This is a genomic window from Flavobacterium stagni (assembly GCF_004122105.1).
Taxonomy (GTDB): domain Bacteria; phylum Bacteroidota; class Bacteroidia; order Flavobacteriales; family Flavobacteriaceae; genus Flavobacterium; species Flavobacterium stagni.
This window is the reverse complement of the sequence record NZ_SBKN01000011.1, coordinates 1-21,017: the sequence shown is the minus strand read 5'-3', so window position 1 is coordinate 21,017 and position 21,017 is coordinate 1. Positions and strand designations below refer to the sequence as shown.

Here is a 21,017-nt window from a genome sequence, read left to right as displayed (position 1 = left end):
ATGTTAATACGCATTGTCAAATTATCGTTTCACGAAGAAAACATCCCTGCATTTCTAGAAAATTTCGAATTGATGAAAACACACATTCGCAATTCACCTGGCAACCAATTGTTAGAATTGTATCAAGACAAGCACAACCCGTGTGTGTTTTTCACTTACAGTTACTGGGATTCGGAAGCGGATTTGGACAACTACCGCAATTCGGCTTTGTTTGATGAAATTTGGACATTCACCAAAAAATTATTCAACGACAAACCCCAAGCGTGGAGTGTCGATAAATTAGTAAGTTTGCAATAAAATTAAAAGTTGGCGTTTACTTTAAACTAAACTCCCTAATTATTCATGAAATCGATTCTTTTTAGAGAAATTAAATCCTTCTTTGGCTCACCTATTGGTTATTTGGTGATTGCTATTTTCTTGTTACTCAACGGACTTTTCCTTTGGGTTTTTGAAGGAGAATTCAACATATTAAATAGCGGGTTTGCTGACATGACGCCCTTTTTCACTTTGGCTCCCTGGATTTTACTCTTTTTAATTCCTGCCGTGACCATGCGCAGTTTTTCCGATGAAAAGAAACAAGGAACTATCGAATTATTGATGACCAAACCGTTGAGTTTATGGCAAATTGTGAATGGGAAGTTTTTAGGTGCCGTCGTTTTAATTGTGATGGCCATCCTGCCTACTCTAATTTACGTGTACACCATTTCCGATTTGAGCATGAAAGACAGTCCGATCGACTTGGGCAATACCCTCGGTTCGTATTTCGGCTTGCTCTTTTTAATAGCGAGTTATGCCTCCATCGGTATATTCACTTCAACACTTTCCGAAAATCAAATTGTGGCCTTTATCGTGTCGGTATTTTTGTGCTTCTTATTTTATTACGGATTTGAAGGATTGTCCAGTCTTGATTTTTTAAAAGATGGTCGTGATTACGTTTCCCGCATCGGTATGGAATACCATTTTAAAAGTATGGGGCGCGGCGTTATCGACACCCGTGATGTCCTTTATTTTGTGAGTGTTTCCTTTTTCTTTTTGACCCTGACTGTGCAACAACTTAAAGCCTTGAAATCGTAATGAAAAAGTTGAATTTTAAATTTTTAGGAGCCACTTTAGTTGCCATAGTAGCTTTGAACATTGCCGGAAATCTGGTATTCAAACGCTTTGACCTTACTTCGGATCATCGCTATACCCTTTCCGAGACTTCCGATCTCATTTTACAAAAAATTGACAAACCGCTGTATGTGGATGTCTTTTTAGAAGGAAGCTTTCCGGGTGAATTCAAAAAATTGCAAACAGAAACCCAACAATTATTAGAGGAATTTAAAGCGCAAAATCCGAATATTGTTTTCCAATTTGTTAATCCGTTGGAAGATGATGCCACCCGCGACAAAACCATTCAACAGTTTTATGAACGCGGATTAACTCCCATCAATGTGACGCTTAACGACAAAGGAAAACAAACCGAAGAACTCGTTTTTCCATGGGCGGTGGTAACTTATGGCGATCGCAGCACCAAAGTTCCCTTGTTGAAAAACATGATGGGCGCTTCGACAGCACAAAAAGTCGAGAGTTCGGTCCAACACTTGGAATATGCGTTTGCCAACGGATTCAATACGATTACTACCAAACGTCAGAAGAAGATTGCAGTGATTAAAGGGAATGGCGAATTGCATGAATTGCAAATGGGTGATTTCTTGCGCAACATCAAAGAGAATTATTTCATCGGACCCTTTACGTTGGATTCTGTGGCCAAAAACCCCAATGCTACATTAAAAGAATTGCAGAAATACGATTTGGCGGTCATTGCAAAACCCACTGAGGCCTTCACTGATGCAGAAAAAGAAGTCTTGGATCAGTTTGTGGTTAATGGAGGAAAATCCATTTGGATGCTCGATCAAGTGAATATTGAAATGGACAGTTTGATGCGTACAGGCGAAGGCTTGGCGTTTCCAAGAGATTTGAATTTGGACGATATGTTCTTTAAATATGGGGTGCGATTCAAACGTGATTTAGTGAAAGATGTCTTGGCTTGCCCCATTACTTTGGCTACAGGTCAAGAAGGGAATGCTACCCAATATAATCAATATCCGTGGTTGTTTTCTCCCGCAGTCTATTCCGATTCCAAACATCCGATTGTGAATAATTTGGACATGATCAAGTTTGATTTCTGTAATCCTATCGAAATTTTACAAAATGATGTAAAGAAAACGATTTTACTTCATTCTTCCCAATATTCAAAAGCGATTGGTACACCGCTTCCCGTGAATTTAAATATGGTGGCTGAACGACCCGAACCCAAAGATTTCCCCAAAGGTTATGGAAATATTCCGCTGGCGGTTTTATTAGAAGGTAATTTCCATTCGGTATTTGAAAACCGCGTATTGCCTTTTAAAGACCCTTCTTTTAAGCCTACAGGAAAACCGGGGAAAATGATTGTGATTGGCGATGGTGATATTGTCAAAAATCAATTGGACAAGGATTTCCAACCGATGGAATTGGGTTACGACAAATGGACGGGTAAAATGTATGCCAACAAAGAATTTATGCTGAACTGTGTCAATTATTTGTTGGATGACAACGGACTTATCAACATCCGAACCAAAGAAGTGCATTTGGCATTATTGGACCCAAATAAAGTGAAAGAAAACTATACGAGTTCTCAAATCATTACAGTTGCCCTTCCTTTATTGATTTTAGGGGTTTTTGGATTCTTGTTTACTTTCTTACGCAAGCGCCGTTTTGCCCGCTAGTGTTAATAAAAAAACTTTTTGAAATCTGCATCTTTACGATATATTTGTAAAAAATAAATAGAAATGAAATTCATTGTATCGAGTTCGTATTTACTCAAACAACTTCAGGTTTTAGGTAGTGTGATCAACAGTAGCAATACCTTGCCCATTTTAGATAATTTCCTTTTTGAATTAAATAAAAAAGCATTGACCGTTTCGGCATCTGATCTTGAAACGACGATGTCAGCAACGCTTGAAATTGAATCGACAGATAACGGAAGTGTCGCAGTTCCTGCCAAGTTGTTATTGGATATCTTAAAAACATTTCCTGAGCAACCCCTAACATTCACTGTAGAAGAAAACAATACGATCGAAATTAGTTCCAATTCTGGAAAATATGCCATCGCTTATGCACCGGGAGAAGAATTCCCTAAATCGGTACAATTGGAAGACCCCTCTTCTACCCTGGTTCCTGCTGAAGTATTAGCTACAGCTATTAGCAAAACAATTTTTGCCGCTGGAAACGATGATTTACGTCCGGTGATGAGTGGTGTTTTCTTCCAATTCTCTCCAGAAGGATTAATTTTTGTAGCAACCGATGCCCACAAATTGGTAAAATATGCACGCACGGATGTAAAAGCTTCACAAGTAGCTGATTTCATCATGCCCAAAAAACCTTTGAATATTTTAAAGAATATCTTAGGGACTTCGGATGCTGAAGTGAAAATCGAATACAACGATTCTAATGCGACTTTCTCTTTTGAAAATTATGTATTGACTTGTCGTTTAATCGATGGGAAATACCCCAACTATGAAGCGGTAATTCCAAAAGAAAATCCGAATAAATTGATCATTGACCGTACGCAGTTCTTTAGTTCGGTGCGTCGTGTGGCTATTTTCTCGAATAAAACGACCCACCAAATTCGTTTAAAAATTGCTGGTGCCGAATTGAATATTTCTGCTGAAGATATCGATTACAGCAACAAAGCTGAAGAGCGTTTGACCTGTGATTACCAAGGAGACGATATGCAAATTGGCTTCAACTCCCGCTTTTTGTCTGAGATGTTGACCAATTTACAGTCGGATGAAATCCAATTGGAAATGTCAATGCCGAATCGTGCCGGTATTTTAACTCCGGTTGATGGTTTGGATGAAGGGGAAAGCGTAACCATGTTGGTGATGCCAGTTATGTTGAACAACTAAAAGCGACTATTTATAAAAAAACAACCACTCCTTACCCGAGTGGTTTTTTTTATGCCAAAAATTAATATATTTGATTGACAAGGCGTAACCGAAAACCTATAAAAGAGTAGGTACTAATCTAATTTAAACAAACATGAAAAAATTACTTGCACTTTGCGTGATGATTGGCTTATCCGCACAAGCACAAAAGTTAGACAAATTTGGCGCTGACCTGGCCAAAAAATCAGTAATGGGTAAAGAAATCCGTGTTCCTTACACCGATTTAATTAGCTACTATGGGTACATCAAACCCGGTTCTAAACCGGATGAAGTAAAAGGAGGAAAAAAAATGTACTATTTGTACGTGTGGATTCCAATTGCCGCTCCAGAAATCGGTGTGCGCATGATTTCACCCGCTCCTGAAAATGCAAAACCAACGGATAAAGATTATGTATCAGCAGATTTTACAGCCAATGCAGAACGAAGCAGTTATTTTGATACTTGGGTAACCTTTGAACGTGCTGAAGGTATTTTGAAATTGGAAGATGTAGCTGCCAAAGCCAAAACGGCAAAATGGACAACTATTGAATCCAATGATGATTCAAGCGAAATGCCAGCTCAACCGTCAGGAAGTAAATACAATTCGTTAATGCGTATTACAAGCGATCCAAGTAACCCAACAAAATCGTTAGTTATGGGCTTGTATCGTATCGGATTTACAACCTACAAAACAGGAGAAGTACAAGGTAGTTTCCTAGCTCAATTAGGTGCTCCTGTTGCATTACCCGGTGTTGCTGTAGCCACAAAACCAGAAGATTTAGCCGCTGCTGCAAAAAAATAATTCTTCCTGTTATAAACTAAAAAGCCGCTTCAAAAAGCGGCTTTTTTTATTCATGTAAGGCCAAAATGGGAATGCTCGCATGATTCACCATTTTCTCGGTTACGGACTCTAAAAATAGTTGGGCAAAGAAATTGCGCTTGTAAGTTAGCATCGCCATTACATCTATTGATTCACTCATGATAAAATCGGTAATTGTCTCCTCAATATTTTCATTAGGAATAATGTGAAATGCCACCGGATCATGACGATAATGGTCCTTCCAATCTTCATACGTAGCCGGTGTATTGTCGGTATCTTTGGTTTCTACATACAAACAATGAACCTGAGCATGCAATCCTTTGGCAATCGCAATGACTTGATCCAAAGCGTCTTTATCTTTTTCTCGAAATCGCGTAGTAAATCCAAGGGTATTTATTCCGTCATAGCGAGCAGTAACAGGTACACTCATTACTGGAACGTTTAAATTTGTTATGGCTTCAGCAGTATTACTGCCTAAAAAATATTCCTTCCATCCACTCGTTCCCGAAGTGCCCATCACAACAAAGTCGGCCTTTTCATTCGCAATGAACTCTTTCAAATTAAATAACAAATCACCATCCATCACAACTGGAGTAATCCGGATATGTTCTGCTTTATGGGTTTCTGCCAGAGCATGTATAGCTGGCATCTCTTGCTTAAATAGTTCGAAATTTGTCCATTCCAAGGAATCGAATAAAACTTGGTAGTTCTGTGGAGCAAATTGATGTTCTACAATCGGTAACGTATACGTATGCACCAAGAAAATCTCAGCTTCAAAAGTTTTAGCCAACTCCAACGCATACACCAAAGCGTTTTGAGCGACATCAGAAAAATCGGTGGGAACTACAATCTTTTTCATGGGAGTGCGTGTTTAAATGTGTACTATAAAGTTAGCTCCATTTTTACTTATAAAATATGATAATGCTCATATTAACAAAGAAATAACAGGGATTTATATGACTAAAAAGTTTCAAGTTTAAAGTTTCAAGTTGTTTCCAAATAAACTCCCTTTTAGAATTTCTCAGTAGCTTAGTGGCTCAGTAGCTTAGTAGCTCAGTAGCTTAGTGGCTCAGCATCTCAGTAGCTCAGCAACTTAGCGGCTATAAAAAAGTTTCCCCTTTTCCCTATCTTTGCAAAAAAAATCCATGCACCACGATACCATAGTTGCTTTGGCAACGCCCACTGGAGCCGGAGCTGTAGCCATCATTCGTATCTCAGGAAAAGAAGCCATTGACATCGCTGCAGCTGTTTTTGAATCCGTCAAAGGGAAAGATTTACGGAATCAAAAAACGCATACCATCCATCTTGGCACTATCGTGGACGGAGCCAAAGTAGTGGACCAAGTCCTGGTATCCGTATTCAAAAACCCCAATTCGTATACGGGTGAAAATGTAGTCGAAATCTCGTGTCACGGTTCGACCTTTATCCAACAACAAATCATTCAATTATTACTTCGAAAAGGTTGCCGTATGGCACAAGCGGGCGAGTTTACCCTTCGCGCTTTTCTTAATGGTAAATTGGATTTATCCCAAGCCGAAGCTGTGGCTGATTTGATTGCTTCTGACAATGAAGCCTCGCATCAAATTGCCATGCAACAAATGCGTGGCGGATTTAGTAGCGAAATTCACCGTCTCCGGGAAGAATTGTTGAATTTTGCCTCGTTGATCGAACTCGAACTGGATTTCGCAGAAGAGGATGTCGAATTTGCCGACCGCAGTCAGTTTACCGACTTACTGAATCGCATCGAGTTTGTTCTCAAACGACTCATCGATTCCTTTGCGGTGGGGAATGTTATTAAAAACGGAATTCCGGTAGCGATTGTGGGCGAACCCAATGTAGGGAAATCAACGTTGCTTAATGCACTACTCAATGAAGAACGCGCCATCGTTTCGGATATCGCGGGAACAACACGCGATACCATCGAAGACGAAATGAATATCAACGGCATCGGTTTCCGGTTTATCGATACGGCCGGAATTCGCGAAACAGCCGACTATGTGGAAAGCATCGGAATTCAAAAAACCTTCGAGAAAATCGAACAAGCGCAAGTGGTGCTTTACCTGTTTGAAAGTGCGAAGTTCCATGCTGACGGACAACAATACCGCACCGAAATTGAAAAAATCAAGAACAAATACCCTCAAAAACAAGTGGTGGTCGTTCTAAATAAAATCGATTTGGTCACCGAGCAGCAGTTGCAAGAAATCCAATCCCAACTAGAAACACTGGATGTAAAACGCATCTTGTTATCCGCTAAAAACCAAGAAGGTGTACACGAATTGAAAAACGAATTGTATGCCTTGGTCAATACCGGCGCACTGCGCAACAACGAAACCATAGTCACCAATAGCCGCCACTACGATGCCTTACTCAAAGCCTTGGAAGCCATTCAAAAAGTGAAATGGGGTATGGAGAGTCAGGTGCCCTCCGACTTGGTCGCTATCGATATTCGGGAGGCGTTGTACTATTTTGGAGAAATTACGGGCGAAGTGACCAACGACGAACTTTTAGGCAATATCTTCGCGAATTTCTGTATTGGGAAGTAAATTAACTAAATCACTGTTATTCAGTCATAACTGAACATTTTATATTAATGAAAAAATTAATAGATTTGATACATCTATAATTTAAAATATGCCGATCTACAATCATATCTACAGTTACATTAAAATATACAGTTGCCTTTTATTTTTATCAATATTTTCAACACTTCACAGCCAAACTCCAGACGAGTATTTAGAATCTGGAAATTCAAAGTTTTGTAAAAAAGACTATAATGGAGCTATTTCAGACTACACGAAAGCTATCGTATTAAGCCCTAATTTTGATGAAGCATACAATAAAAGAGGCGCTTCTAAATTTGAGTTGAAAGACTTCAAAGGTGCAATTGAAGATTATACAAAAGCAATTGAGTTTTACCCTAATTTCGATGAAGCCTACTTCAATAGGGGCATTTCCAAATATAAATTAAAAGATTATTTAGGCGCAATAGCTGATTTTACAAAAGCTATTGAGTTAAAACCTAATTTCAATCAAGCCTACTATAATAGAGGTTTTTCTAAGGATGAATTAAAAGACTTTACAGGAGCAATAGAAGACTATACTAAAGCAATTGAGTTAAATCCTAATTTCGATAAAGCATACAATAATAGAGGTTTTTCTAAGGTTAAGTTAAAAGACTTTTATGGAGCAATAAAAGATTATACTAAAGCAATTGAGTTAAACCCTAATTATGATGAAGCCTACTACAATAGGGGTATTTCTAAACTAAAGTTAAAAGATTATTTAGGCACAATAGATGATTGTACCAAAGCAATTGAGTTAAACCCTATTTTCGATAAAGCATACAATAATAGAGGTTTTTCTAAGGTTAAGTTAAAAGACTTTTATGGAGCAATAGAAGATTTTACAAAGACTATTGAAATTAACCCAAATAATAGTGAAGCATACAATAATAGAGCTATTTCTAAATTTGAGTTAAAAGACTTTAAAGGAGCAATAGAAGATAATACAAAAGCAATTGAGTTAAACTCAAATTATGAAGATGCATACCGAAATAGAGGTGTCGCTAAGTATATGTTAAATGACTTTCTAGGAGCAATAGAAGATTATACAAAGACTATTGAAATTAACCCTAATGATTATGATGCATACTACAGTAGAGGTATTTCTAGACTAAAGTTAAAAGACTATAATGGAACAATTTTCGACTTCACAAAAGCAATAGAAATCAATCCATTAAATAGTTTATATTACTTACAAAGAGCAAGAGTTAAACTTTTAATTAATCAAACAAATAATGCTTGTAGTGACTTTAACAAAGCAAAAGAGTTAGGTGATGAAAAGGCAATTGAATTAATAAATAAATATTGTAAATAAAACTACTAATTTTAAATTGTACATTGTTTGTAACTCAAACGATCAAAACCCATTATTAATTGGCAAAGTTATAATTTCTGTATTGACAAGTTATATTTGGCCGGCAACTTCCGGTCGTCCGCTATATCCCCGATAGGAATCGGGGGATGCCGCTTCCACCCGGGCCGGTCAAAGTAAATTGACATTTTTTGCTTTAATAATAGAGTGTAAACCCCAACGTCTTGCATTGGGCATAATGCTTTTGGTACAAGGCTTCGGTCCATTCCCGCACATCATCATAATCTGCCGCTAAGGCAAAAAACTGGCAATCCAAGGGCGTACTTAAAATAGGCATGGAACGGGTATAACCCGAAAGGGATTGGGCACCCGTGACATCCAAAAAATACTGACTATCCGCCGTATCCAAATCCAAGGTTTTGGTATTCGCAAAATGCACGTGCTTTCCGCGTAATTTTCCTTCAAACAGTTCAGCTAATTCCCCCAGTCCATACGTATAGCCGTCAATTTCCATATAATCTTCAGCACCTTCCACCACAAAATACAACAAGGTGTAGTCCTTAAATTGGCGATCTTCATACAGCAACGTCTCCAATTGAGCTTCCAAACCTTCCATACTATCACAAGTGGCATACACATTGGAAACTCCGCCTTGCAGTGCCAATTGCTCGAGTGAATAGGGAATCGAACTGGTGTTCGCCGAACTCAGGTCAGGAATAACTTCTAAACAATAGACTTTGATTGCTTCCATGAATGTAATTTCGAACCCAAAAATACCAAAACTCAAAAAAAAATAGTTGTAAAATTTAAAAGATTAGAAGGTTAAAAATCAAGTAATTTCACCTATAGATTGTTTCGACAAAACCTGTATTTTTAGTACAAAATAAAAAATTTAACACCATTCATCGTTTTTTTTCGTACATTTATCGATAAGCATGATGATATGCCCTTTATGAATTCAACGCACAATACAAATTTTGCCCAACGTTTTTCCGCCTGGTTTGCCCAAAAACCGAGGCTTGCGGGTATATTGGCCTTTCTATTTTTAATGCCCTTTGTCTATTTTGCTATTTCACTACGATATAAGATTATTCGTGAAAATGAACACCGCGAAATGTCAAATATCCTCAATGTGGTGCAACGCAACATGGCGCAAATTTATAAAAACAGCTATACCACTACCCTCACCTTAGCCTTAACCATCAATGATAATGGGCAACCTGAAGATTTTGAAAAAGTGGGTAAACAATTGGTAGAATCTAATCCTTCTATTGATGCTGTTCAATTGGTTCCAAATGGTACCATTAAATATATTTATCCCTTAAAAGGCAACGAAGCGGCGTTAAACTATAATATTCTTGCCTCCAAAAACACCAAACAAGAGGCATTTGTCTCCCTTAAAACCAAAAACTTTTATTTTGCGGGTCCGCTTGAATTAAAACAAGGGGGCGTCGGCGTAGTAGGAAGATTACCCGTGTACAAAAAAAATAAGTTCTGGGGGTTTTCTGCCGTCGTTATTCGCATGAATACCTTACTTAAAGCTTCTGGTATCGGTTCGATAGACGACACCAAATACTACTTTCAATTCTCTAAAACCGACCCCAAAACAGGTAAAGAAACCTTCTATTTAAAGGAAAAAGCCGATTTTAGTAATAAGTACTACCGAAGTGTAACAATACCCGAAGGCAATTGGAATTTGTATTTGATATCCCGTCATTCCAACAATGCCATTTATCAAGTCTATACTTCCTTAATTTTAGGAACATTGCTTTGCCTCATCTTTGGTTTATGGGTGTATTCCATGATGAAAAAGCCGGCGGAACAGCACATTCTGATTTTGGAACAAGCGAAAATATTGGTAGAAAACGAAATCAAATTCAAAACCTTATTTGAACAAGCTCCGGTAGGTATTGCCAAAGCTGATGTGAATTCCAATATCTTTCTAGAATCCAATGCTCATTTTTCTAAAATCTCGGAATATACCGAGGATGAATTAAAAACACGTAGCTTAGATCGATTACTCAGTCCAGAAGATTATGAAGCGTTTAAACAAGGATTGCAACGCCTACTTTCTAAAGAACAAGAGGAATTTAACACCGAGATTCAATTACAAACCAAAAATGGCAAACGAATCTGGATCAACTTGTTAGTTGCTCCAATTTGGAGTAATGAAATAGAAGCCCAAAAATATATTTTAATCATTGAAGACATCGATGCCAAAAAAACAACTGAGGAAGATTTACGCAATTCATTTGACCTAGTCAATGAGCAAAACAAACGCTTGCTGAATTTCTCCTATATCGTTTCACATAACTTGCGTTCCCATTCGAGCAACATCAAATCCATTTCCAATTTAATGGATGAAGCCGAAACGGAGGAGGAAAAATTAGAACTCATGGAGATGCTTCGTAAAGTGTCACTTTCTTTACAAGACACGATGACCAATTTGAACGAAGTGGTGAATATTCAATCCAATATCGGACTTCAACGGGAAGAGTTGAACTTAAAAGTGTTCATTGATTCTACCCTTCATGTATTGAATGAACAAATCCTTCAAAAAGACACCACGCTATTTGTTGATGTAGACTCAAACGCTACGGTATTTTACAATGCAGCCTATTTGGAAAGTATATTGTTGAATTTGGTTTCCAATGCGATTAAATACGCTTCCCATGATCGCGTACCTATTGTAAAAATCGAATACAATGCCGTATTGAAAAAATTAAGTGTCAGCGATAACGGTATCGGAATCGATTTAAAGAAACACGGGCACAATATGTTTGGCATGTACAAAACCTTTCATAAAAATGCCGATGCCAAAGGATTGGGTTTATTCATTACCAAAAACCAAATCGAAGCTATGGGTGGTAAAATCACCGTGGAAAGTGAGCCCCACAAAGGGACTACTTTCACCGTGTATTTTGTCTAATTATTGTTTTACGATTTTGAATGCTTTGTTTTGCGAATCGGAAAGGATTTTTACTATATAAATTCCCGATTGAAATCCGCTGAAATCAATCGCTTGATCATTTTGAATCGTATTCGTATACACTTCTTTTCCAGCAACATCACAAATAGAAATTTGAGCCGTTTGGGTAATTCCCTGAATGGTGATTCGATCGGTAGCCGGATTGGGGTATACTTTTACAGCTTGAGAATCAAATGTATTTTGTTGTAAGGCAAACGACCAGGGTTCGCCAAAATGACTTCCAAAAATATAATCGGCCAATAACGGATAATCGATAAAGGGATTGCGATTGTATTGCCACGTATAAATGTAATTGTTGCGGTGCATTTCAAAGTCGTCAGCGGGATCCGTGTGATTCCAAGTGAGCAACGATGCCAAATCACCCATCTGCCCTACGGTTGTATCGACCGGATTTCCATTCACGAGATTAAGTCCGTTGTAGCGAACAGCCATATAAAACAAGGCGCGAGAAACGTCGCCTTTCCAACTTCCACTATTTCCTGCTGGCCCGTTGTAATCAGAACCATAATCGCGATTGCTTCGGGTGGTGTTTTCTGAACCGTCTTCTGCCCGTAAATGATGCGCATCGGCGTGTCCAGCAATAATATCATCGGGTCCTGTTGGCAACCATACATTGATTCCATCTGGAATTGAAGAGGTAGCATCTGCAAATCCGCCGCGGGATTGGGGCCAAATATGTTCGCGATTCCAAACCCCGATATTACTGTTTCCTGTTTGGTAATCGATTTTGGAGCGCGGACTTTCAACGTACATCATCCAAATCTGACTCCCATTTAAAGGATTACGGTCGGCTTCTAGTAATATATCAGCAATATCCCCATAATTGTGGGCATGAACCACATTAGGATTCGCAATAATATCTTGTAAAGCTTGCTTTAGTGCGGCTCCAGACAATCCTTCTAGACTATCGTAATAGCCACTGGGAATGGTTGGCGTAACAATTCCATAGGTTGGATTTAATGGTGTTCCCCAAGGTGATACGATGTAATCATTATCATTCACACGCACCACAATACTGTTGTTATTCAACACATATCCTGAGGGAACCGAATTTACTTTAATTTTTAATTCTTCATCACCTTCGTTGTTCGTATCATCTACAATTAAAAGATTGGTCGTAGCGGACGAACTCCCTACAGGAATTGAGATGGAGGAAGTACCACTGTAATCGGATAAAGTGAAACTACCATTGTTCATGGTAAAACTCACATTTAAAGCACTACCCGAAACAGGACTTGCCGTAGTAAAAGTAACAGAAAGTGTTTGCCCTTCAGTAATGGGTGCCGGTGTTGCGGTAATGGTTATGCCATTCAATATAATTCCACTCCCATCATTATTCATACCGGGTGTTGGTGTAGTGACTGAAAACGTCCCATCATTGTTGCGTTGCATCGATTGATTAGCCGCATTTTGGTTAAGACTCTCATTTACACAAACAGTTAATCCCAAAGCGGTCATAATTGCAGAAGGTGTGGTTGTTGCTGCATTGGAATAGGCTAATGCATTAATAAGTCCTGTAGTTGTAGCCGCCGTATTCAAAGGAAAATCACTAGCATTGGCTTGGTATATCGCCACTACATCGGGTCCATTTTGAATGGAAGTATTAGGAATTACATACGCCGGTGCGGGGGTTACTTGAGAGTTACCAATCAACAATATACCGTTGACATCGGTCACCATTCCGTCAAGGTCAATGGCCAAATAACTCACATTCGATGTTCCAGAGCCACCGTTAAAAAATACCAAACAATAGCCGTCCAAAGGCATGTTGGCAGACGTAGATTTTAACTCCACAAACTCTTTGACGTCGGTACTTGGGGTATCTGCATCAAGTTCATTGATTACAATTTGGGCATGGGAAAAGCAGCCCCATAACAAGGCTACGATTCCTAAGATTCGGTTTGTCATTTTCGTATAATTCTAACACAAAGATACACTGAATTTTAGAAGTTCCGACTTAAATAAACCTTAATTAGCAAGGATACAATGGAAATTAGAAGTAATTTTGGAGTCAATAATTTATTTAGATGCTATGAAAAAAATATTTTTAATCGGAATATTTACAGTACTTTTTACTTCATGTGGAAATTCAGATTCCTACACCATTAATTGTACTATTGATAAAAAAAATGACGGTGCCATGGCCTTTTTACGTAATGAGAATGCAATGGGCGAATTAAAAACAATAGATTCCACAGCGGTTACAAATGGAACTTTTTCTTTTGAGGGAAGTGTAGAAAACTTAGACTTATATTCGATTTCTGTAGAGAAAATAAACAGTTCTGTCTCTGTAATCATGGAACCTGGAACTATTAATGTTCACTTTCCAGACAAAGCTACTGACTATCCCAAAGTGGGTGGCACACCTTATAACGACCAACTTCAAAAATTAAATGAATCATTACTGAAGTTTGATACGGATTTGTATGCTTTCCAAAACAAAAACAAAGATAAATATATAAAAGCGGTAAAGGCCAAAGATACGGTAATCGTAGATCAATTATTGGATCAGGCAATGACTTTGAATAAAAAGAAATTTGACTTTTTGAATACTTATCCTTTAAAAAACCCGGACCATTTCATGTCTGTATTTTTATTACAGCAACGATTGATGAATGGAGACACCTCTTTTGTTCAAATTAATAGTGCTTTTAAAAAGTTACCCAGCAAATTAAAGGAATGTCGCATTGGAAAAGAATTAGAACAAAAATTAAAAGAAGTAGAAAACTCCCGTAAAGAAACTACTCAAGTAGCTACACCCTCCAACGCTTCTTTATCTACCGAATCAAATACTACTAAAGCACCTGATTTTGAGGGCAAATCCCCCGATGGCAAAGTAGTTACTTTAAAATCAGCTCTAGGTAAAATTACTTTATTGGATTTTTGGGCATCTTGGTGTCCTCCTTGCCGAAAAGAGAATCCAAATGTGGTAAAATTGTATGCTGATTATCATGCCAAAGGTTTTAATATTTTGGGTGTTTCCTTGGATGATGATGTTGCCAAATGGAAAGCTGCTATTGTTAAAGACAAAATTACTTGGCCCCAAGTATCCAATTTAAAAGGTTGGAAAGATCCTATTGCACGATTGTATAATATCGAAGAAATTCCGACCACCTTTTTGCTAGACGCAGAAGGAAATATTATAGCCCGCGGACTCACTGGAGAAGCTTTGCGCGCGAAAGTGGCATCCCTATTGCATTAATTTATTTTCACAAATGATTTACTGTTTTTCAAAGAGTTAGCCAAGCGACCTATTTTTTTTAGAAAAATAGATTTGGAAAGCCCAAAAGTGTTGTTATATTTGCAACCGCTTAAAGCGTTGGGGAGATACTCAAGCGGCCAACGAGGGCAGACTGTAAATCTGCTGGTTACACCTTCGCAGGTTCGAATCCTGCTCTCCCCACGAATAAATAAAACACAAAAAAAAAATCGCCAAGTTCACTTGAGCGATTTTTTTTTTGTGTTTTATTTTCAGCGCGTAGCGCTCAGGATGGGCGAAGCCAATCCTGGATTCGTAAAATGTGATTCTTAAACCACTGCCAAGTTCACTTGAGCGATTTTTTTATGTGTTTTATTTTCAGCGCGTAGCGCTCAGGATGGGCGAAGCCAATCCTGGATTCGTAAAATGTGATTCTTAAACCACTGCCAAGTTCACTTGAGCGATTTTTTTTATGTGTTTTATTTTCAGCGCGTAGCGCTCAGGATGGGAAGCCCCAAAACCCCCAAAGGGGGAGAGAAGCTGCTGAGACGCTAAGACGCTAAGCTTCTGAGTAATTGATATCGTTAACTTACAAGGTATCATAAACCTTTTCCACTTTTAAACTTTATACACTAAAACCTGAAACTTTTTATATCCACTAAGATGCTAAGCTACTAAGCTTCTGAATTACTGCAAATGTCAATCCACACAATTCCCTCTGAATACTGTGACTGCGACTGCGACTTTCTCTGTTTCCCACTACTCTGATTAGGGTTTTGTGTTGTTGACTTGTTCTCTTTAAATCCTAATGAAAAATTAATCTACAACCGAGGGCAAAGCCGTTATTTTATGTAACTTTGTGACCCTTTAAAAAACGGAAACACATGATTTTACGAAATTATTTGCGCCTAGTGGTACTTACTCTAACCGTACTCTTTGCGGGTACCTCCTATGGGCAATGTTTTGAAATTGAGAGTATTTTAGTGGACGCTTGTTCCCCTACCAATCCTACCAACGAGGAAGGCTTCAATGAAATGGTGCGCTTCAAAGTGGGTCCGAACCCCTTAAATACCGCCAATTTAAACGTTACTTGGCCGAACAATCCATGGGGAGGCGTTATTCAAAATGCCACTACAGCTAATATTGTGGCACAATTAAATGCCAGTATCGCAACCGCGGGTAACTGTGGCCAAATTCTTCAGCCTACGGGTGGTGTACTGCCAGCCAATGCGACAGTACTGTTGGTTACCAGTCAGAATGTGAATGTGACGTTTAATTCGTTTGCTACACTGACAACAACCGTGTACATGATCTTTCAAAATAATACCGCGAATATCGGTGGCCATTTTGCCAATTACAATACCATACCGGGAACACGAACCTTAGTCATGTCTTTTGGCGGAACGTGTGCGGATACGGTTACTTACGAACGCAGTTTATTGATTAACAATACGGGCGGCTATGGCGGACCCTTGACCAGTCAAGATGGTGCAGCTGTTAACTTTACGCCTGCAGGTGTTCCAACCTATGTGAACAATGGCTGTTTGGCTCCAGTACAACCTTTCACGGTGAATGCGGGTACTACCCAAACCGCTTGTCGTGGCGCTTCGATTAACCTTACGGGTACGGCACAAGGCCAACAATCGGTGCAGTGGACAGCACCGGGTGGAACGTTTACCAACCCTACGAGTCTCACTACTTCCTACACCTTACCCACAACGGGTTCTTCGGTTACTTTAACGTTGACCGCGACCAACATTTGTGGTTTAGCGATTACTTCTACAGTGACGATCAACTTTACAACCGTAGCTGATCCAACAGTAACCACTCCCGTGAATTACTGTCAGAATGCCGTGGCGACGCCTTTGGTAGCCACACCTAGTGCGGGGGGAACCTTAAACTGGTATGGAACTAATGCTACAGGAGGAACGGCTTCAGCGGTAGCCCCGACCCCTTCTACTGCTACCTTAGGCACGTTTACGTATTATGTGAGTCAGACGATTGCGGGATGTGAAAGCAACCGTGTACCGATTGTAGTAAATGTAGCCAATACCGGACCTTCATTGAACTTATTCTGTGATATGGCGAGTCCGAATACCACACCAACTTCTATCAACTTTGATTTTAGTAATGTGGGGCAAACGAATTTTACCTATACCTATACCGTTGCCGGAGGTGCTCCTGTAACGGGTACTTGGGTAGCACCGTCGAACTATACGGTAACGGGATTGAGTCCGGGGACTTCGGTGACGTTCACTTTACAAGCGAATGGAGTGGCCTGTGTGTCGCCCATGACCGTGACGTGTAATACACCTTGTGCGACATTTACCAACCCGAACTTCCCTGCTATTGGTTCGATCTGTCAAGGCAGTGCGGTACCGACATTAGCCACTACATCACCAAACGGAATAAGTGGAACCTGGAGTCCGGCCACCATTAACCCAAACACTTCAGGGTCGTATACATTTACTCCTGATTCTGTTTTGTTTCCATGTGCGAATCCGCAGACTTTGAATGTCACTATAACGCCTCAGGCAACGCCTACCTTTACCCCCATTGGACCCTTGTGTGCAGGAACGTCTTTTACATTGCCGACTACCTCCAATAATGGTATTCAGGGAACATGGGATCAAGCCCCTAATTTGTTTGCAACAACGACCTATACCTTTACCCCGATTAACAGTGCTTGTGCCACGAGTACGACATTAACGGTAGCGATCAATTCCACGGGAACGCCAATCTTTAGTCAAGGGAATCAAACTTTTTGTGAAGATTTTGTCGTAACACAACCTTTATTACCCACCACTTCGAATAACGGAATTACGGGTACTTGGTCACCTGCTTCGATACAAACGGGGACTACAGGTGTTACCACCTACACCTTTACCCCTACAACCGGTCAATGCGCCAATCAATATTCGTTTACCATTACGGTAACGCCCAATGTGACGCCTACCTTCACTCCTGTTGCTGCCGTATGTGCAGGCACAGTTTTGAGTCCGTTGCCGACCACATCCAACAACGGGATTACCGGAACTTGGTCGCCTGCCTTAAATAACACGGCAACGACAACCTATACCTTTACGCCGAGTGGTACCCAATGTGCGAATACCACGACCTTACAGATTGTGATTACCCCAAAGGTAACGCCAACCTTTACGCCTATCAGTGCGTTGTGTTCGGGTACGACTACTAATCCGTTACCCGCTACTTCTAATAACGGGATACCAGGAACATGGTCGCCTGCCTTTAACAATACGGCCACTACGACTTACACGTTTACCCCAAGTGCAGGCCAGTGTGCCAATACCGCTACTTTATCCGTGCCGATTACTGCACCTGTTGTCCCAACCTTTACCCAAGTGGCACCGATTTGTATTAACACGACCTTTCCTTCTTTACCAACGACCTCAAATAATGGCATAACAGGAACCTGGTCGCCTGCACCCAATAACACAGCTACAACAACGTATACGTTTACACCGAATACAGGACAATGTGCGACCACCACAACCATGACGGTGAATGTAATTAACAATTCTATTGTACCTACGTTCAATATCACCGCGACTCGCTGTCCGGGCTTGCCTTCTCCATTACCCACCACTTCTTTGAATGGAATTACAGGTGTTTGGTCGCCAGCCTACACTCCGAATGCGAGTAACAACTATACTTTTACCCCGAATGCGGGACAATGTGCTACGACTGTGACCCAAGCGATTACTATTGTGGCTGCTCCCGTGATTTCGACCCCAACACCGTATATCGTTTGTGACGACAACAACGACGGCGTGGCATGTTCGTTTGATTTAATTACGAAGATTCCAGAGATTACAACCAATCCATCGGTACAGGTTACTTTCCATGTGACGAATACCGATGCGCAGACCGGTTCGAATCCGATACCGCTCACGCAATTGTTCTGTAATAATGATTACGACCAACAGACGATTTATATCCGTGTGTTTGACCCGGCAGCACCCAACTGTCCGTCGTACACTACTTTACAATTAATCGTGAATAAAAAACCAGTAGCGACGCCTCCAGCGGATTACCACAAATGTGATGATAACACGGATGGTATTGCGGTGTTCAACTTGAATACAGTGGTGAACCCACAGGTATTGGGTAGTTTAGCCGCCTCACAGCATACGGTGACCTATTATGCCTCACAAGCGGATGCCTTGGTTCCTCAAAATGTATTATCGGGAACGAATGCTTTTGCCTCGGCCTCGACGACATTGTGGATTCGGGTGCAGAACAATACTACGGGTTGTTTTGATGTAGTGTCCGTAAACTTGGTGGTTGACCCACTACCGCTGTTACCTGCCGTTGGGTACTTCCCGCAATATGAATTGTGTGAAACAACCGCTCCAGTAGGCTATGAATTCTTTAATTTGAATTCGCAACTCCCAACAATATTAAACGGACAAACAGGCATTCAAGTGAAGTTTTATCCAACTTTGGCTAATGCCAATGCCAATACCAACGCGATTACGAATACGGCAGCCTATCAAAACGTACCGCCTTACAACCAAACCCTTGGTATTCGTTTAACCAACACTACGACGGGTTGTTTTGTAGTAACGACCATGGATTTAGTCGTGAATCCGAAGCCAAGTATTTTGGTACCAACAGCACCCTATACCGTGTGTGACGACAATCAAGACGGTGTGGGTCTGTTTGATTTGAGTACGTTGACCCCACAATTGCTTTCGGGAGCGCCTACACTTTATACCATTACGTACCACGTAACGCAGATTGATGCGCAGACACCGTTGAACCCAATCAATGTGACGGTTCCTTTTGTGAACAACGATCCGTTTACGCAAATCATTTGGGTTCGCGCCGAAGACCCGACTACAGGTTGTGTGACTATTGCACCTATTACGTTACAAGTAAACATTGCACCTATCGAGCCGTTTAACTTGCCGACGATAAATAACTGTGATGTGGATAGTAATCCTACAGATGGGTGTACGACCTTCAACTTAGCGTCACAGACCCCTGCGGTTTTGGCCCAACAAACTACAGCTGCCAACAATTATACGGTAACCTATTACACTTCACAGGCCGATGCTTCGGCTTCACCAGCGGGTATCAACCCGATTGTGAATACAACCAACTATACCGCTTGTGGCACGACGACCATTTGGGTGCGTGTGGAGCACAAATCAACACATTGTTTTGCGGTGGGTTCGTTTGACTTACAAGTGAACCTAGCAACTCCTGTGAGTTTGCCTACCTTATATGCATTATGTGATGATGATGCCACACCGAATAATCAATTCACCACTTTTGACTTGGTGAGTTTTATTGGGGCTACCCCTGGTTTAACGGTTAACTACTATTTGAATGCGGCGCATACGCAACCTATTAGTAATCCTAGCGCGTTTATGAATACCATAGCGGCTAACCAAACGATTTTCTTGGTATTGACCAATGCAACAGGCTGTAAGAGTTATTCCACGTTGACGGTGAAAGTATTACCCATACCGACGCCCAACACCAACCCACCGGCTTTGGCAGCGAAGTGTGATGTGAATAGTCCGGGAGATGGCTATGAGATTTTTGACTTGACGGTGAATGCTACTTATATCTTAAACGGACAAGCCAATGTGAGTTTGCATTACTACCCGAGTTATAACGATGCGGTGGCGGATACCAATGAGATTCTTACACCAACGGTAGCCAACGTGAATCAGAACGTATGGATTCGTGTGGAGAGCAACTTGAACATAGACTCGTTTAGCGAACACTGTTATGTACTGGTTGAACAAGCCTTAACGGTGAATCCGTTGCCGACTTTGGTACAGCCTGTGACCGATTACCAAGAATGTGACGACGATACCGATAACATCACGGCGTTTAACTTAACCGCTTGGGGAGAGGCCAACTTGCTTACAGGCAATGCATTGCCGCTAAGCAATTATACCTTGAGTTTCTACGAAGATGCAGCACTTACGCAGTTGATTGCTAATCCTAATGGATACCTAAATACGAGCAACCCACAAACGTTGTATGTGGTAGCGACCAACAGTACGACAGGTTGTCGCTCAGTAGCGGGAACATTCAATATCTTGGTGAATCCCAAGCCACAAGCTGACGTACCGTCTATTCCGTTTGAAACCTGTGATACCGACGGAACAAACGATGGGCAGTTTGCCTATGACTTGACTCCGCTGG

Annotated in this window: 13 protein-coding genes and 1 tRNA gene; 11 read left to right on the top strand and 3 right to left on the bottom strand. The window is 40.5% G+C overall.

The genetic code is table 11. The features are described 5' to 3' along the window. The 5 genes from EQG61_RS13495 to EQG61_RS13475 all read left to right on the top strand — a co-directional run bounded on the left by EQG61_RS13495 (position 1) and on the right by EQG61_RS13475 (position 4,752). Entirely contained in the window at positions 1-297 is a 297-nt protein-coding gene (locus tag EQG61_RS13495) for a putative quinol monooxygenase (protein WP_129462476.1), read from the top strand. A gap of 45 nt (positions 298-342) precedes the next feature. Further along, positions 343-1,074, top strand: coding sequence for a gliding motility-associated ABC transporter permease subunit GldF (gene gldF / locus EQG61_RS13490; protein WP_129462475.1), 732 nt, complete (start codon positions 343-345; stop codon positions 1,072-1,074). Continuing rightward, positions 1,074-2,750 carry a gliding motility-associated ABC transporter substrate-binding protein GldG gene (gldG, locus tag EQG61_RS13485; RefSeq protein ID WP_129462474.1) on the top strand — a complete coding sequence of 559 codons (1,677 nt, stop codon included), beginning with the start codon at positions 1,074-1,076 and terminating at the stop codon, positions 2,748-2,750. Before gldF ends, gldG begins: the two co-directional genes overlap by 1 nt. 63 nt (positions 2,751-2,813) lie before the next feature. Next, positions 2,814-3,932, top strand: a complete 1,119-nt coding sequence (gene dnaN / locus EQG61_RS13480) for a DNA polymerase III subunit beta (RefSeq protein WP_129462473.1) — start codon at positions 2,814-2,816, stop codon at positions 3,930-3,932. 133 nt (positions 3,933-4,065) lie between these two features. Next, positions 4,066-4,752: a Lipl32 family lipoprotein gene (locus EQG61_RS13475; RefSeq protein WP_129462472.1), complete on the top strand. Its 687-nt coding sequence runs from the start codon at positions 4,066-4,068 to the stop codon at positions 4,750-4,752. 46 nt (positions 4,753-4,798) lie between these two features. On the opposite strand, the gene EQG61_RS13470 is transcribed toward EQG61_RS13475, so the two are convergent. Beyond that, positions 4,799-5,629, bottom strand: coding sequence for a universal stress protein (locus EQG61_RS13470; protein ID WP_129462471.1), 831 nt, complete (start codon positions 5,627-5,629; stop codon positions 4,799-4,801). Positions 5,630-5,915: 286 nt separating this feature from the next. Here EQG61_RS13470 and mnmE point away from each other — a divergent pair, with 286 nt between their 5' ends. Beyond that, on the top strand, positions 5,916-7,313 hold the full coding sequence (mnmE, locus tag EQG61_RS13465; protein ID WP_129462470.1) for a tRNA uridine-5-carboxymethylaminomethyl(34) synthesis GTPase MnmE: 1,398 nt from the start codon (positions 5,916-5,918) through the stop codon (positions 7,311-7,313). Positions 7,314-7,401: 88 nt separating this feature from the next. Next, positions 7,402-8,646 carry a tetratricopeptide repeat protein gene (locus tag EQG61_RS13460; protein ID WP_129462469.1) on the top strand — a complete coding sequence of 415 codons (1,245 nt, stop codon included), beginning with the start codon at positions 7,402-7,404 and terminating at the stop codon, positions 8,644-8,646. A gap of 193 nt (positions 8,647-8,839) precedes the next feature. On the opposite strand, the gene EQG61_RS13455 is transcribed toward EQG61_RS13460, so the two are convergent. Beyond that, positions 8,840-9,394, bottom strand: coding sequence for a DUF6642 family protein (locus EQG61_RS13455; protein ID WP_129462468.1), 555 nt, complete (start codon positions 9,392-9,394; stop codon positions 8,840-8,842). A 363-nt stretch (positions 9,395-9,757) separates the two neighbouring features. Between EQG61_RS13455 and EQG61_RS13450 the strand changes: the two genes are divergently transcribed. After that, positions 9,758-11,572 carry an ATP-binding protein gene (locus EQG61_RS13450; RefSeq protein WP_164974944.1) on the top strand — a complete coding sequence of 605 codons (1,815 nt, stop codon included), beginning with the start codon at positions 9,758-9,760 and terminating at the stop codon, positions 11,570-11,572. Here EQG61_RS13450 and EQG61_RS13445 read toward each other — a convergent pair whose 3' ends face one another. Continuing rightward, positions 11,573-13,540 carry an endonuclease gene (locus EQG61_RS13445; RefSeq protein WP_129462466.1) on the bottom strand — a complete coding sequence of 656 codons (1,968 nt, stop codon included), beginning with the start codon at positions 13,538-13,540 and terminating at the stop codon, positions 11,573-11,575. Between the two features lie 124 nt (positions 13,541-13,664). Here EQG61_RS13445 and EQG61_RS13440 point away from each other — a divergent pair, with 124 nt between their 5' ends. From EQG61_RS13440 to EQG61_RS13430, 3 genes are all read left to right on the top strand, one after another. Then, positions 13,665-14,834, top strand: coding sequence for a TlpA disulfide reductase family protein (locus tag EQG61_RS13440; RefSeq protein WP_235829071.1), 1,170 nt, complete (start codon positions 13,665-13,667; stop codon positions 14,832-14,834). A 119-nt stretch (positions 14,835-14,953) separates the two neighbouring features. Further along, positions 14,954-15,035, top strand: a tRNA-Tyr gene (locus EQG61_RS13435). Positions 15,036-15,715: 680 nt separating this feature from the next. Beyond that, positions 15,716-21,017: Ig-like domain-containing protein (locus EQG61_RS13430; RefSeq protein WP_129462465.1), on the top strand; the 5,302-nt coding region annotated here is incomplete at its 3' end.

What these genes read in the sequence shown, in the direction of transcription:
- EQG61_RS13475 (WP_129462472.1), top strand. Translation starts at nt 4,066, where the DNA reads ATGAAAAAATTACTTGCACTTTGCGTGATGATTGGCTTATCCGCACAA.
- dnaN (WP_129462473.1), top strand. Translation starts at nt 2,814, where the DNA reads ATGAAATTCATTGTATCGAGTTCGTATTTACTCAAACAACTTCAGGTT.
- EQG61_RS13450 (WP_164974944.1), top strand. Translation starts at nt 9,758, where the DNA reads ATGTCAAATATCCTCAATGTGGTGCAACGCAACATGGCGCAAATTTAT.
- EQG61_RS13460 (WP_129462469.1), top strand. Translation starts at nt 7,402, where the DNA reads ATGCCGATCTACAATCATATCTACAGTTACATTAAAATATACAGTTGC.
- EQG61_RS13455 (WP_129462468.1), bottom strand. Translation starts at nt 9,394, where the DNA reads ATGGAAGCAATCAAAGTCTATTGTTTAGAAGTTATTCCTGACCTGAGT.
- EQG61_RS13470 (WP_129462471.1), bottom strand. Translation starts at nt 5,629, where the DNA reads ATGAAAAAGATTGTAGTTCCCACCGATTTTTCTGATGTCGCTCAAAAC.
- EQG61_RS13445 (WP_129462466.1), bottom strand. Translation starts at nt 13,540, where the DNA reads ATGACAAACCGAATCTTAGGAATCGTAGCCTTGTTATGGGGCTGCTTT.
- gldG (WP_129462474.1), top strand. Translation starts at nt 1,074, where the DNA reads ATGAAAAAGTTGAATTTTAAATTTTTAGGAGCCACTTTAGTTGCCATA.
- gldF (WP_129462475.1), top strand. Translation starts at nt 343, where the DNA reads ATGAAATCGATTCTTTTTAGAGAAATTAAATCCTTCTTTGGCTCACCT.
- EQG61_RS13440 (WP_235829071.1), top strand. Translation starts at nt 13,665, where the DNA reads ATGAAAAAAATATTTTTAATCGGAATATTTACAGTACTTTTTACTTCA.
- mnmE (WP_129462470.1), top strand. Translation starts at nt 5,916, where the DNA reads ATGCACCACGATACCATAGTTGCTTTGGCAACGCCCACTGGAGCCGGA.
- EQG61_RS13495 (WP_129462476.1), top strand. Translation starts at nt 1, where the DNA reads ATGTTAATACGCATTGTCAAATTATCGTTTCACGAAGAAAACATCCCT.